Source organism: Treponema sp. OMZ 906 (genome assembly GCF_024181185.1).
Classification (GTDB): Bacteria; Spirochaetota; Spirochaetia; order Treponematales; family Treponemataceae; genus Treponema.
The window spans coordinates 2,765,633-2,779,471 of the sequence record NZ_CP051196.1; the positions used below are offsets into that span (position 1 = coordinate 2,765,633).

A 13,839-nucleotide genomic window follows, 5' to 3' on the forward strand; every position below is an offset into this window, starting at 1 on the left:
ACTATACAATATGGCCGATGAATGAGCAACTGTCGGCCTATAAAATTAAACAAGGGCGGCGAATCTACGACATTTACAATATCTTCAATTCTTTTTCTTTTGCGCTTGTTACCGGCAATACGGTTACTCTTTATGCGCTCTTTTTAAAAGCTAACACAACGGTAGTCGGTTTACTGACTGCGTTTATGTATCTTTCGTTTTTTGCCATTCCGCTTGGTAAATTGATGGTGATGCGTTTCAGCATTATGCAGACATTCGGCAGTACATGGCTTTTGCGTACCGCCTCGCTGCTGCCGCTGCTTGCCATCCCCTTTCTTGTCTCTGCGGGACACGATCAGTATGCGCTCTATTGCCTATTGCTTGCGGTAGGGCTGTTCAATTTTTTCCGCGGCGTCGGGATGATTGCCAATAATCCCGTTATCAGAATCCTTGCGCCCGGGAAAGACCGCAGCTCGTATATCGTGCGTCTTTCCTTAATCAACAATCTTGCAGCATTACTCGCCACTGTTTTGCTGGCGTGGCTTTTACGGAGAGATCCTTCGGTACATAGCTATCACCTTGCCAGCATGATCGGCATACTGCTCGGTTTTATCGCCTCTATCCTGCTGTTTAGAATACCGGAACCTCAGTCCGCAAAGCCGAACCGTCAAAAGCGGAAAGACAATACTACCCCGCGCCAAGGCTCCACTTTTTTGAGGCACATTCGTGATGCCTTTAAAGATGCAAACTTTAGACGGTTCGTGTTGGCGTTCTTTATTATCAGTCTCGGTATTGCAATGATTCGTCCATTTATCATCGTGTATGCAAAAGAGGTTTACAGTAGACGCGACAGCGCTGCGACCATTTTATCCGTATACTCACTTGTAGGCGCTCTCAGCGTCGGGCTTTTAATGCATCTGATTATCGACCGCATCGGCGCAAAACCGATCTTTATCATTTTCAGCGCAATCAGCGCCCTTTCGTTAATACCGGCTTTCTTTGCACCGGGACTTGCAAGCGCCGGAATAGTCAGTACCGTTTTTCTCATCTTATTTACGATGATCAGCAATGTCGGTTTTGTCGGGCAGGACAATTCGTCGCAAGCATATTTCTTCGCAATGGTGCCGGAAGAGGCACTGATGGATTTAAGTATGCTCTATTACTTTATCCTTGCGATTACCGGCGGCGCTGGTTCCATCCTCGGCGGAACGATACTCGACCTTTTGCGTGTGCAAGGGTTTTCCTACCTGCAATCGTATCAAATATTTTTCTTGATAGTTATCGCCATTATCGCAATCGGTATCGTATTTCAGCGCAAACTCTTGAACCTCGGCAGTTACCGCGTGTTTGAAACGCTTGCCGTGCTCTTTTCTCCCCGCGATATGAAGGCGCTCAACCTTCTGCACAAATTAGACCGGAGCGAGACCATCGAAACCGAAGAGAAAATCCTCAACGAACTCGGCGAAATTGCTTCATCGGTATCCTGCGATCAGCTGCTGCATTACCTTGAATCTCCGCGGTTTACGATTCGGATGAACGCATTACGGGCGCTCTATTCGATGAATACTATCAATGCAAAAGTACGCGATGTAGTGTTGAAAGAGCTTGAACAGGGTGCGTTTACCACAGCGCCGCTCGCCGCACGGATACTCGCCAAATTCAATGTGCAGCAGGCGGTTACCCCGTTACGGGCAGCGCTCGACAGCGACGACTACTATCTTGCCGGAGAAGCGATGGTCGCCCTTGCCCGGCTGAACGACAGCTACAGCCAGCCGAAAATCGGCACCATCCTTTCGCAAGCGGAAAACCCCGCGCTGATACTGAAAGGGATACGTGCGCTGGAGCTTTTTAATGCAGATAATTCCCCTATGTTTATTCTGGATATTCTCCGCAGGGACACCGTTCCACCCTATATCGAAAACGAAGCGCTACTTGCACTCGCATCTTTAATGGGTATCCAAAACGACTTTTATTATATGTTCGAAAAATACCGGAACGAAAAACAATCGCCGTCTATTCTTTTCATCGATATACTCGATGAAATCTTTGAAACGAAAAAAACGAGCGATCCCGTGCTGAAAAAGACTGTCATCGATTTTATTCAAGACTACCAATACGATGAAGCCTTTGTACACTGGCTCATCGGATTCGGTAAAAACAAATTGGGCATACGGTCGGCCCTGCTCGTGGCCGTCGCCCTTGATATCGGCTTAATTCATCGGGAAGCATTCCGCTTCTTTTTGTCGTTTTGGGCTATCTCGTTATTCAAAAAACCGGAACTTGCGGAGCGGTAGAAGAAAACAATTATGACATTCAAAGAAAGAATGAGCGAAATTACGCAGAGTATACGGGCAGCAGCTGTCAGTTCTCCGTCCGTATTCTTTTTTGTATTAGCAGCGGGTATATCGCAGCTCTTTTATAAATATATTCCGAATGCGATACACTTGAATTTTCTGTTTTCGTTTTCGGTCGTTTTGCTATGCAATGACAAGATAAAAGCAGCGACAGCCCGTACAAAACTGACGATCTTCTGCGGTCAAATTGCTGTCCTCACCGCAATGTATCTTACCGGTCTTTTAACCCTCAATAAAAACATTGATTTGGTGTATCTATCGTTAATATACCTATATTGTATCTGTGCTTTTATCTTCTTTTTCCCTGCGGAAGACTTTCTGAAAGAATTTAAATTGCGATTTATTCATTTTCTTGTTTCGTTGCTGTTTTTCGGAGCTATCTACTGCATACTGTTTATCACCATCTTTTTGATTAATGCTATTTTTGATCTTGATATCGTCTTTACCGAAAGTATTATTTTCCGCATCACTAATGCAACAGCCACAATCATCGCCCTTACTGTGTTTGCCGTATACCGGTCAAAGCCACTCATACACTCAAAGTTTTTTACCCTAATGTTTCAAAAACTGCTACCGGTTTTGCTCGTGCCGCTCAGTATTCTCGGTCTTATATATCTGATAAAGTATGCGCGTTTCCCGTATTCTACCGAGGGAATACCTTTCCCATTATACTATCTTGTACTCGGCAGTATCGTGATCTGTCTTTTGATGATTCAGCATTTTAAAGACCGGCAAGGTATTGTGCGGCTGATGCTCGGTCTCCTTGGTATCGCATCACTTTTGTTTATTGTCGCTTTGCTGCGCGATCGAGCAATCAATGCTTGGAAGTATGGAGGAATCGGCTTTAGCGTATCCGATAAACCGCCGCTGCACGAAATCGAAATCAACAGCCTTTTAGCGGTGTATTTTTTTTATGCAACATTAAGCGGGAAAAATATAACATCACAGCTCCGCACCGTAACGGCGCTTATCACGATTATCCTCTTTTTGCCGGTAGTAGGCTTTTACAATTTTGCTTATTTTGGACAAAAAGATATCATAAAAATCCACAGCGCTTTAGAGGAATTTATACTGGAACGAAACCGTCAGACTACTAATGATAGTGATAACACACCGCGTTTTGAATATTTTTCTCAACATTATCCTTTAGAAAATGAACCGCCGGAAAATGTTGATCGAATTATCGATACCGGCGAATACGATGCAGTTCTTGTAAAAGTTCAACTGAAGTTAGATACGATCCCCGCTTCTTCTATTCCTCGTCATGCGCAATGCCGGTATAAACAATTCTTATTTTCGATCGAACCGGACGGAAAATCGGTAAAAATAAGCGATGAATCTGATGGACAGATCGTAATGCTTGATTTTTATACACGGATAAAAACCAACAGCACAAAAGCCGAAAAGGTATCGGACAAGACACCTTTCATCTACGAAGATCAAAAGATGAAGATTATCGTTCGCCATGCTTTCTATTCCGAAAACCAATCCGCGCGCATTACCTTCGATGCTTATATCAAAAAGACACCGGTCATGCCGCAACGGTAAGTAACAACTCAATCAGATACGGCAATCCGTATGTTCGTAATTATTCTAAAGTACATAAAAAAAATGCCGATTATTGGAATAGTGGAGGGATCGGTATGGTATCGAATTATGTACCGTTGTCATCATTGTCTTATGCGGCAATGACGAGTATTTCGGCCGGAGGGCGTGCATATCTTCCGGTCGATACAAAACAAGTTGTTTATTCTCATTTTCAATATGTTTCCGGGGTACCGCGCACGAAGGATCAAAACGGTGTCAGTATCGGGAAGCTGAAGATTTTAAATACACTCATCGATCAGCTGGTTAGAATGCGCGAGAATGAACGGGAAAACAAGCTGTTAACGGCTAATCCCGATGAAAAAACGCTGGATGCGATGATTGAATATGTCAACACTAAAATCCATACGGAAATAACGCTTTCAAAGAACACCGGATATACTTCCGCATTGCCGGAATCGGCTTATTTATTGGATCTGACAGCTTAGATACAGAGACGTTTTCTCACAAATAGCGTTAAACGTCTCATCTGTATGTTTTATCTTTTCTAAAGAACTTGCGATTTTTTTCATAAAAGAGTAACATAGCGGACATGGACGTCATCGCGCGGTATCCTGAATTTTCTCCGTTATCCCTTGAAGCTGTACAAGCAATTAAAAACGATTTACGGTTGCTAAAGGACGGTATTTCGGAGTTAACCTTCGGAAGTTTGTATTTTTTTAGGAATTTTTATAAATATAAGATAAGCAGATTTAATGAGCATACCCTGCTCTTTTTGGGGGAAGAGAAGCAAAAACAGTTTTTTTTCACAATTGGGGCACCTCTTCCTATTTCTACGATTAAAGAACTGTACAACGATTGTGCTTACTGGAAATTAATCTCGGAATCCTATTTAAGTAACAATGAGTCGCTTTTCCAAAATTTTAAAGCCTCCCCTGCAGAAGACAGGGACAATTTCGATTACCTGTACACCCGCCTCTCGTTGAGTACGCTTTCCGGCAAGCAATTACATAAAAAAAAGAACCACATAAACGGATTTTTACACAACTATCCGGACTTTACTTTAAAAAAATTGGATTCCGATACAAAAAAAGACGCATATAAAATCTTAGATATCTGGGCAACGGAACAAACCGATCTCCAAGATACCGATTACGAGGCTGCACAACAGGCTTTAGCATTACCGTCGATAGAGAATTTTCTTAGTCTTATCCTCTATGTACAAGGTGTGCCGGTGGCATGGTGTTTAGCTGAATTAGCCGGTCAAGGGTCTATCGCCGTTGTCCATTTTGAAAAAGCACGAACCGATTTTCGAGGCAGCTATCAATACATCAACTATGCCTTTGCACAATCGCTTTCCGAACAAGTCGTGTACATCAACCGCGAGCAAGATTTGGGAGACGAGGGGCTGCGCCATGCAAAAATGAGCTACAAGCCGGAAGGTTTTGTTAAAAAATACCGGCTTGATAAAGGAGCGCTTTGAAACTATGAAGTTAGTCAGCACTCGAAACAGCAACATCACTGTTTCTTTTAAACATGCAATCTTTGATTGTATGCCTGCCGACGGCGGTTTATATGTTCCGTACTCCGAACACGATTTACGATCGTGGATATTACACATGAATGAGCAAACGACCTTTTCGACCATAGCGGGTTCGTTAACAGCCGCATTGCTCAAAGAAGAGATTAGTCCGGTTATCTCCGAGCGGATTGCGGCGGCGGCGTTCCAGGGATATAGCCCACGGCTCCGTCAGCTTGATGACCGCCTGTTTTTGCTGGAGCTGTTCCACGGCCCGACCGGCAATCATCGGGACTTCGGCTTTCTATGGCTCGCCTCTGCATTGGAACATCTGCTGACAATAGATGAAAAAAACGCCATCGTAATTGCCTCCAGTACCGGAGCAGGCGGTAGGAGCATGGCGGCGGCATTTGGAAACAAAAAGCATCTTAAATTGATTATCCTATACCCAAAGGGCTATGCAAGGGGACTAAAACCCGAGCATTTATTCCAAAACGGCGGATCCGTTTATCCCGTAGAGGTTGAAGGTGACACTGCCGCAGTCGAAAACCTTATCCGCTCTATTTACCAAGAGCGGCAGCTCATAGAAGAGTATAACTTAACACTGGCAAATACCGTCAACATCGGGCGTATTCTGCCGCAGGTGTTTTTCTATATGTTTGCGTTTACCCGTATAAAGGCACGGACTGCGGGGGAAATATTCTATGCGGTTCCGTCGGGCAACTACGGTAATCTTGCAGCCGGCTTATATGCGTGGAAATTTTGTTTACCGGTAAAAGGTTTTATTACCGATGCGACGGAAGCGCTGAATTGCGACGAAACCGGAAGCTGCCGCTGTGTTGCTTCTTCAATCCCGCTTGCGGAACGCGGCCCTGCCGACCCTGCTGTTCCTTCCAGTATCGAACGACTTGAACAAGTTTTTACGCTCAGCCCCGCTATTATGAAATCGATTATTTTCCCGGCGCCGGTTTCGGATGCAGAAGCACAAACGCTTATCAGCGATTCCTATCGGCGCTATGGCATCATGTTCGATACGGCAACCGCCCATGCATACTCAGCGGCGCAAAACCGAAATATATTCCGGCAGCGAAGTGGGGAATCTCTCGTGTTGGTCTCGAAGGATCATCCCGCCTTTGAAAGTGAAATTCTTACCCGGATATGCGGCGAATCCCCGATAATACCCGAATATCTGCACGGTATTGATACGCCTATTCCGAATGTGCCGCTCATTAAAGGAACAAAAGAAGAGCTCATCAAAATTCTCAATACAATAAGTGAGGTGCAATAATGCCATACAAATTAGACGGTGCAAAATTCCCTACGTTGGAAGACTTAGTCGAAGCGCTCTATCCGCTCTATGCTGACAAAATGAGCGAAGAAGAATTTAAGAAATATGCGGAAGAAAACGCCGAAAAGAGTTAAGACAGAGTTGTTGTAATCGGTCATTTTTTAGAAATGTTTGGAGATTATAATGAATTACTATCACGATTCCCCCAAGAGAAGCGCTGCATGGTTCATCTTATGCTGCATTACGGCGTTTATTCCGGCTTTCCTCTTTGCAGCGCAAAAGCCTGCAACCGAATCGGCACAGGGAACTCTTTCCGGCGACTACGTTATTTACCGCGATTATTCTTGGAAAGCCCCTACATGGATAGGTTTTTTGTACTATAATGATGAAACCTACGGCGCTTTTATTCGTACCGACGATCCCGAAAATCCCCGTACCGTATCTATCTTGTTTAGCGGAAAAATCGAAAAGGGGAAATTATCGTTAACCGGTCAACAGATTATTTCTTCCATTACGCCTGATGATACGTTGAGTGTTAATTATTTGATGGAACTTTTGCCTAAACTCTATGAACTTAAAACCTTTCCCCGCGCCGGGAAAGCGCCATTCGGCACGGCAACGGTACGTAAACAAATGGAAGAATTCGGCGGCGCAGTTACACTGGACTTTCAGTCTTTTGTTCCGCTCTTTCATCTTAAAACAATAACCGGCGCAAAAAAAGAACCGGTTTTGGAATTAACCGAAATCGGCTCTATTAACGGCAACGGAGAATCCGTGTTTTATGGTTACAGCCCTGCAGAGCCTAAACAGGGAACAAATACATTTACCCTTAATAAAACGGCGAAAAAAGAAACGGTAACCGTTTCGGGCATATCGCTCCATTTAGATAGCCAGTGGAAAAAAATCGCTGACAATTCATTCCTGTGCGGAAATACGGCGTTTTTAACGGTAAGTACGGTCAATATACCACCGGCAGAAAGCGGGAATAAGTTATCCGTACCCGAACAATTACTTCGATTATTGACCGCCTCAAGCCCCTTTGCAAAAGCGTTGCTGCCATATACGACTATCCAAGGAACGCAGACGGCCTTCACCCTTACACAGTCTATATACGATGTCGAATCGAAACAAGTTTCAAAAGATATAAAGCGGTGTATTAAAAACAAAGACGGCAGCTTTATGATTATCAGCCTAACGGTGAATAGCCATGCTTATAGCGCCGAACAAGCCTATTTTAATGGACTTTTTTAGTTTTTGTGCTATACTGCAACAGAGATGATAGGTCATTTACTTTTTGATATTGATAATACGCTCTATTCTGCATCGAACCTGATGGAACGGAGAATCTCCGAGCGGATGTTTCAATTTATTGCCGATTTTCTGTCAGTACCGCTGGAAGAGGCCATAAAACTGCAACATACACGGCGGCACAACTACGGCACTACGCTTGAATGGCTTGAGTGTGAATATCATTTCAACGATAGAGATACTTATTTTGAGGCCATACACCCCGCTTCGGAGATTTCCGAATTGCAGCCTGATCCCAAATTACGGAGTTTTTTAATTTCGTTACAACTGCCGATGACGGTTTTGACCAATGCGCCGATGGCACACGCGGAGCGGGTTTTGGACTTCTTTAATATCAGGGACTTATTTCTCGGCGTTTTTGACATTTCTTATAACCAAGGCAAGGGAAAACCGCAGCCGGATGCCTTTATCAAACCGCTTACTGAGGTACATAAAACAGTTGCGGAAACATTATTTTTGGATGATTGCCCCGCTTACGTTCAAGGCTTTGTTCAAATCGGCGGGCAGAGCGTACTAATCGACGAAAAGGAACAATGTACGGATTTTACCAAGACGTCCGGCATTCCTTCGATTAAGTCGATTTACGAACTGCCGCCTCTCTTGGAGCGACTTTCCGTATAGCGAGGTAGTAGAAACCGGTAAATTCCGGTAATAGGCTCTATAATATTTGTGATTATATAAAGTGCGCCCTAAAAATCCGGTTGGATTTTTAGAGGTTTCTACAATTTTTAGGAGGAAAAAATGGACGGTTTGGTACTAAAAAACATGCTTGAAGAGCTGCGACCGCTATTTGAACGGTATGCAAGTAAGGATAATATTATCACTGAAGAAAATGTACACAAACTGGAAAATCCTCATATCCGTTCAATCTTGGAATCTGCCGTACAGAAGCTCTTATTGGACGGCTCAAGACTATACCCCGAAGCACATATCATCGAATTTTTAAATGCAATCAAAGCCGGAAAGAAGGGAATTATCCTTTCCGAACACTACAGCAACCTCGATTTACCGATCTTCTTATATTTAATGGAACAAACAGGGGATGCGGGAAAAGAACTTGCCCATCGCTCTATCGCAATGGCCGGGATGAAGCTTACCGAAGAAGATCCGCTGATAGCAGCTCTTACCGAAGGGTATGAGCGCATTGTCATTTATCCGAGTAGAACGCTTGCCGGCATTACCGATCCCGTACAACTGGAAGAAGAGAAAAAACGGAGCCGCACTATCAATATTGCCTCAATGCGGACATTAGAAGAAGTGCGGAAAGAAGGAAAAGCCGTTATCGTATATCCGGCAGGCACCCGCTACCGCCCGGGAAAGCCCGAAACAAAACGGGGTGTCCGCGAAATCGACTCATACATCCGAACCTCCGATGTGATGATGTTGGTTTCTATTAATGGTAACTGTCTACGCATTTCGGATGATCCCGCCAATATGCTTGGCGATATTGTTTGCCAAGACAAGGTTGTCATAGAGGTCAGTCCCGTTATCGACTGTAATGAATTCCGTGAGCGTGCCAAGCAACGCTGCCATGAAGGAGACGACAAAAAACAGGCTGTCGTCGATCTTGTTATGGAAGAGCTTGAAATTATGCACAACCGAAACGCATAGTGTAGCCGAATTTCTCCTTACTTGACAGGAAACCGGAAAATCATTATCGTACAAGAAGATACTAAGGATATAATCCATTGGAGGTGATTCTGTAAGTGGCAAGTATCGTTATCGATGATTCCGAAAACCTTGAAAAAGCGATTAAGCGTTTTAAGCGCCAAGTTGAAAAAGAGGGAATTATCCGCGAGTGGAAAAAGCGCGAATACTATGAAAAGCCGTCTACTATTTTAAATAGAAAGAAGAAAGCTCTTCAGCGCAAATTAATGAAAAAAAACCGCAAGTCATATGATTCAAAATCATACTAATTTTTAACAATCATCAACAAAGCCGGTTTATCGATTCTAATTTTTATTTATAATGAATTGATAATCGGCTTTGTAATCTTTCTACAAAAAAGCCATCCATATATTTTCAAACACAGTCGGATGTGTTTGCTTGTTGTGATTGTTTTAATCCATAAAATCGCCTATACTATTCTCAACCATCCTCCAAGCTTGTAAAAGGACTTTATTATGGAATATTCAATAGAAAAGTTTGAAACCGGCTACCTTATGGTTAACACATGGGTGTTCCCGTTGAACGAAAAGAGTGTTGCCGTCATCGATCCTGGCGGATTAAGTCCCGAATTATCCCAGTATTTAGATAAACTTCATCCTACTCACCTTGAAATTATGTTGACACACGGACATTTTGACCATGTCGGCGGCTTACCGGCCTTAGTAAGAAAATATTCCGATTACCGCTTGTGGATTCACGAAAAAGATGCCGCATATCTTGGAGCGGCCGGTACGGAAACCCATTTTAAAAGCTTTGCTCCGCTCCATGTTCAAAAACTGATTGAACCGTTGGAAAAGCATCCGCTCCCCGACCCGACAGATTTTTATAAAGAGGGCGATAATGTAAACGGCTTTACCGTGCTGTACACCCCCGGGCATACGCAAGGCTCTATTTGCTTGTGGAGCAAAGAAGCCGGTATTCTTTTCAGCGGTGACACTCTTTTTTACGGTTCCCGCGGCAGAACCGACCTACTCGGCGGTAATGAGATGCAGATATGCCAATCACTCAAGCGACTTTTTACTGAATTACCGGGAAGCACGCAGGTGTATCCGGGACACGGCTCCAATACGACAATCGAATTTGAAAAGAAATATCAAGGGGCGTACGTGTAAAGTTGACCTTTACCGCATGACCTTGTTGAGGAGTTCCTGATAGCTGTCAACTACATCATAAACAACCTCACCACTACTGATTGCTTTGAAATGTTCACGGGCACAGTGAATTTTTGACTCCTCAATCAGGCGGAGCTGCATTGAGGACATGGAACCTTTCGTTTCAGCAACAAAATAGATATGCTTTACGGTTCCTTCGTAAAATGCAATCGCCCAGTCAGGATTGTAGTGGCCGACCGGTGTGGAAATATAGAAACCATCCGGCAGCTTGACATAGACGGCAACATCTGTGTTGGTATCCAGATCAGTCGCAAAGTCATGCTCATTACTGGAATCAAATACGATATGATCGTACAGATGCTTCTGCACTTTCATTGCGTTTACGCCTAACTTACCTTTCATCGTCGGCTCGGTGAATATCTCCGTACTATAGTGTTCATCCAGAATACTATAGGTAATATGCTGAATAATTGCTGTGGCCTTCTCGTCGTTGATGAGCGCCGCCGCCTTGATAATAAATTCTTCCGGATTATCTTTGAATTGATCAAATACTGTTTTTTCAATACCGGCCAGAATCTTCACAACAGCTTTTCTTGTCAGTCCGGTTTCTTCAACGAGTTTACCGATCAAGTCGTATTTTACGCTGGAGGAAGCGTGAATCTTTCGCGAAGCATCGTAAACAGCAGATTGCTCTTTTACAAAAGACTCTCCACTTAACAGTGCATCCTTGGATTTTATTTCTTCTATCGTACCGGTCTCAACCTTGAAGAAGATTTTTGATACGCGCAGCTTGCGGTTCAGACAGGTAATTGCTTTCTGTACCAGCTCATCAGTGTCAAAGTCAACAACATAAACGGACTTGGGACTGATACGTTCCCAAAGCGCCTTGAATTGCGGCATAGCAAGTTTATCGGGATCAAGTTGAAGTTCCACGTTTTTGTCACGGGCATTTTCAAGTTTCATCGCGTTACTGTCATAGATAGAATCCACGATCTCCAAAACGGCATCAGCACAGTCGGCTACTTCCTCAGCGACCTGAATGCTGCCGTTTGCCTTGTCGGCGTAGTATTTATCTGTAAGAGCGCCTTTCTTGTCAACATAGCCATTAACGACCATATCAAAGTAGATAGCCTGCGCCATGTCATTGTCAACCACCTGCTCATTCCCATTTATATCTCTGATGACCTTTTCCTTAAATAAATCTGCAGTAATAGCCACAGGGCGTCCAGCCACAGCATCCGCGAGCTCGCTCTGCAAGCCTTTGGCGAAACTGTCATAGCTTTCACTGGCAATAACGGTCAGTACGTTAATATTGTGTACATCATTCCCGAGGATATTGGCATCCATTCGTTCACCGTCTTGATTGACACAAAGACGCAAGCCCCGGCCAACCTCCTGCCGTTTGCGCACGTCACTGGAAGACTGCTTCAAGGTACAAATCTGGAATACATTTGGGTTGTCCCAGCCTTCCCGTAGGGCTGAGTGGGAGAAAATAAAGCGAACAGGGGAGTTCTTAGGATCGCGATCCAATAGTAGCTCCTTGTTCTTCATAATCAGATCGTAAGCGTCAATATCGTCAGAAGTCTTTTCAGTTTTGTCCGAAATCTTACTGTCGGTCAGCTTGCCTTTTTTATCAATGGAAAAGTAACCGGCATGAGTGTCTTGCGGCTTGATAGAATCCAGATAGTTCATGTATTCATTGTCGCCAAATTCACGCTGTATGTTTGCAAGAATATCAGTGTATTCCTCCTCAAACATATCGGCATACATACCATTGTAGGGCTTGCCGGACGCATCATACTGCTTGTATTTAGCAACCTCATCAATGAAGAACAGAGAAAGCACTTTGATGCCTTTATGGAATAATTGCCGCTCCCGCTCAATATGAGAAAGAATCGTTTCCCTGATCTGAATACGGCGCAGCTGCTCCTCGCTGACCTTACCGACAACGTCTCCAGCGAAAATTTTGATGCCGTTCAGGAACTCAACGTGATTGTCACGGCCATCAATGAACTTCACAACAAAGTTGTCTCTGTATTCCTCCATGTTGTTTGAGTTATCATAGAGGTTGAATCCGATACCAACCTTCCTCGTAACTTTCCGGACACTGACAGCCCCCTTGTAGTCAAACTGAATGGTAGCGGTTGGGTCTGCTTTAGAAAGGTTGATGCTTTCCAAATATACATAGCCCTCAGTCGCGGTGCTTCCGGTTTCAGTAATGCCTTTCACAGAAATTTTTTTTACAAGCCGCTTATTGTAAGCTTCCATGGCGTCCAAACGATAAATCATGTTATAGAGGTTGTCGGACTTGTGAGTAGCAGAATAACGCAGCGTCAGAAGCGGGCAAAATTCCTTCAACCGCTCTTTTGTTTGCTTGCCTTCCACAGATTGCGGCTCGTCAATAATCATAACCGGATTTGTCTTTGCGATAATCTCAATCGGTCGGCGGCTTCGGAACTCGTCCAGTTTCATGTAGATACGCCGGGCATCTTTTCCCCTGGCATTAAAAGCTTGAGAATTGATGATCATTACATTGACTGAACTATCAGAGGCAAAACGATCAATCTCCGTGAGCTTGGCAGAGTTATAGATAAAAAAGCGAATTTTCTTTCCATATTCTTCCGCAAAATGCTCCTGCGTTACCTGAAAGGACTTATAAACACCTTCGCGGATAGCAATACTGGGAACAACTACGATGAACTTGCTCCAGCCGTAGTGTTTGTTCAGCTCGTACATGGTTTTGATATACGTATACGTTTTTCCGACGCCGGTTTCCATTTCAATTGTAAGGTTATATCTGCCTTCGAGCTTTGGAGACGGCGCAATCTGATTCGCTCGCTGAATCTTTTGCAGATTCTCTAAAATACGTGCATCAGAAAGCGCCGGTATAATCCGTTCATTGCGCCATCCGGTAAATTTTTCTTCTTCGTCAAGTTCAATCTGATAGCTGCCATCGCCTTTATCCATCATATACGAAGGAGTAAGATATGGTTGTCCCGCAAACACGTCAACAACCGCTTTTGCAGCATCAGCCTGGAACTTCTGATGCTTAAATTGTAATTTCAT

General features: G+C 44.0%; 12 protein-coding genes. 11 read left to right on the forward strand and 1 reads right to left on the reverse strand.

Annotated elements, in window-relative coordinates:
• Positions 1-17: 17 nt before the first annotated feature.
• From E4N69_RS12455 to E4N69_RS12500, 11 genes are all read left to right on the forward strand, one after another.
• Entirely contained in the window at positions 18-2,273 is a 2,256-nt protein-coding gene (locus E4N69_RS12455) for an MFS transporter (protein ID WP_371922388.1), read from the forward strand.
• A gap of 12 nt (positions 2,274-2,285) precedes the next feature.
• A complete protein-coding gene (locus E4N69_RS12460; protein WP_253824030.1) occupies positions 2,286-3,881 on the forward strand; it encodes a hypothetical protein in 1,596 nt (531 codons plus the stop codon).
• 95 nt (positions 3,882-3,976) lie between these two features.
• Positions 3,977-4,366 carry a hypothetical protein gene (locus E4N69_RS12465; protein WP_162664650.1) on the forward strand — a complete coding sequence of 130 codons (390 nt, stop codon included), beginning with the start codon at positions 3,977-3,979 and terminating at the stop codon, positions 4,364-4,366.
• A gap of 104 nt (positions 4,367-4,470) precedes the next feature.
• Positions 4,471-5,361: a DUF2156 domain-containing protein gene (locus E4N69_RS12470; RefSeq protein WP_253824031.1), complete on the forward strand. Its 891-nt coding sequence runs from the start codon at positions 4,471-4,473 to the stop codon at positions 5,359-5,361.
• Between the two features lie 4 nt (positions 5,362-5,365).
• Positions 5,366-6,685 (forward strand): pyridoxal-phosphate dependent enzyme, encoded by a 1,320-nt coding sequence (locus tag E4N69_RS12475; RefSeq protein ID WP_162664652.1) that lies wholly within the window; start codon positions 5,366-5,368, stop codon positions 6,683-6,685.
• Positions 6,685-6,819, forward strand: a complete 135-nt coding sequence (locus tag E4N69_RS12690) for a hypothetical protein (protein ID WP_256478592.1) — start codon at positions 6,685-6,687, stop codon at positions 6,817-6,819. Before E4N69_RS12475 ends, E4N69_RS12690 begins: the two co-directional genes overlap by 1 nt.
• Before the next feature lie 49 nt (positions 6,820-6,868).
• The gene (locus E4N69_RS12480; protein ID WP_253824032.1) at positions 6,869-7,936 is read left to right on the forward strand and encodes a DUF7954 domain-containing protein; all 1,068 of its coding nucleotides are present in this window, start codon (positions 6,869-6,871) and stop codon (positions 7,934-7,936) included.
• Between the two features lie 24 nt (positions 7,937-7,960).
• Entirely contained in the window at positions 7,961-8,614 is a 654-nt protein-coding gene (locus E4N69_RS12485) for an HAD-IA family hydrolase (RefSeq protein WP_253824033.1), read from the forward strand.
• A gap of 120 nt (positions 8,615-8,734) precedes the next feature.
• Entirely contained in the window at positions 8,735-9,604 is an 870-nt protein-coding gene (locus E4N69_RS12490; protein WP_253824034.1) for a 1-acyl-sn-glycerol-3-phosphate acyltransferase, read from the forward strand.
• A 95-nt stretch (positions 9,605-9,699) separates the two neighbouring features.
• Positions 9,700-9,909, forward strand: a complete 210-nt coding sequence (rpsU, locus tag E4N69_RS12495; protein WP_006188264.1) for a 30S ribosomal protein S21 — start codon at positions 9,700-9,702, stop codon at positions 9,907-9,909.
• Between the two features lie 207 nt (positions 9,910-10,116).
• On the forward strand, positions 10,117-10,773 hold the full coding sequence (locus tag E4N69_RS12500) for an MBL fold metallo-hydrolase (protein WP_253824035.1): 657 nt from the start codon (positions 10,117-10,119) through the stop codon (positions 10,771-10,773).
• A gap of 9 nt (positions 10,774-10,782) precedes the next feature.
• On the opposite strand, the gene E4N69_RS12505 is transcribed toward E4N69_RS12500, so the two are convergent.
• On the reverse strand, positions 10,783-13,839 hold the full coding sequence (locus tag E4N69_RS12505) for a type III restriction-modification system endonuclease (protein WP_253824036.1): 3,057 nt from the start codon (positions 13,837-13,839) through the stop codon (positions 10,783-10,785).

Coding starts and splice junctions, on each gene's coding strand:
- E4N69_RS12455 (WP_371922388.1), top strand. CDS start 18: ATGAATGAGCAACTGTCGGCCTATAAAATTAAACAAGGGCGGCGAATC.
- E4N69_RS12460 (WP_253824030.1), top strand. CDS start 2,286: ATGACATTCAAAGAAAGAATGAGCGAAATTACGCAGAGTATACGGGCA.
- E4N69_RS12465 (WP_162664650.1), top strand. CDS start 3,977: ATGGTATCGAATTATGTACCGTTGTCATCATTGTCTTATGCGGCAATG.
- E4N69_RS12470 (WP_253824031.1), top strand. CDS start 4,471: ATGGACGTCATCGCGCGGTATCCTGAATTTTCTCCGTTATCCCTTGAA.
- E4N69_RS12475 (WP_162664652.1), top strand. CDS start 5,366: ATGAAGTTAGTCAGCACTCGAAACAGCAACATCACTGTTTCTTTTAAA.
- E4N69_RS12690 (WP_256478592.1), top strand. CDS start 6,685: ATGCCATACAAATTAGACGGTGCAAAATTCCCTACGTTGGAAGACTTA.
- E4N69_RS12480 (WP_253824032.1), top strand. CDS start 6,869: ATGAATTACTATCACGATTCCCCCAAGAGAAGCGCTGCATGGTTCATC.
- E4N69_RS12485 (WP_253824033.1), top strand. CDS start 7,961: ATGATAGGTCATTTACTTTTTGATATTGATAATACGCTCTATTCTGCA.
- E4N69_RS12490 (WP_253824034.1), top strand. CDS start 8,735: ATGGACGGTTTGGTACTAAAAAACATGCTTGAAGAGCTGCGACCGCTA.
- E4N69_RS12500 (WP_253824035.1), top strand. CDS start 10,117: ATGGAATATTCAATAGAAAAGTTTGAAACCGGCTACCTTATGGTTAAC.
- E4N69_RS12505 (WP_253824036.1), bottom strand. CDS start 13,839: ATGAAATTACAATTTAAGCATCAGAAGTTCCAGGCTGATGCTGCAAAA.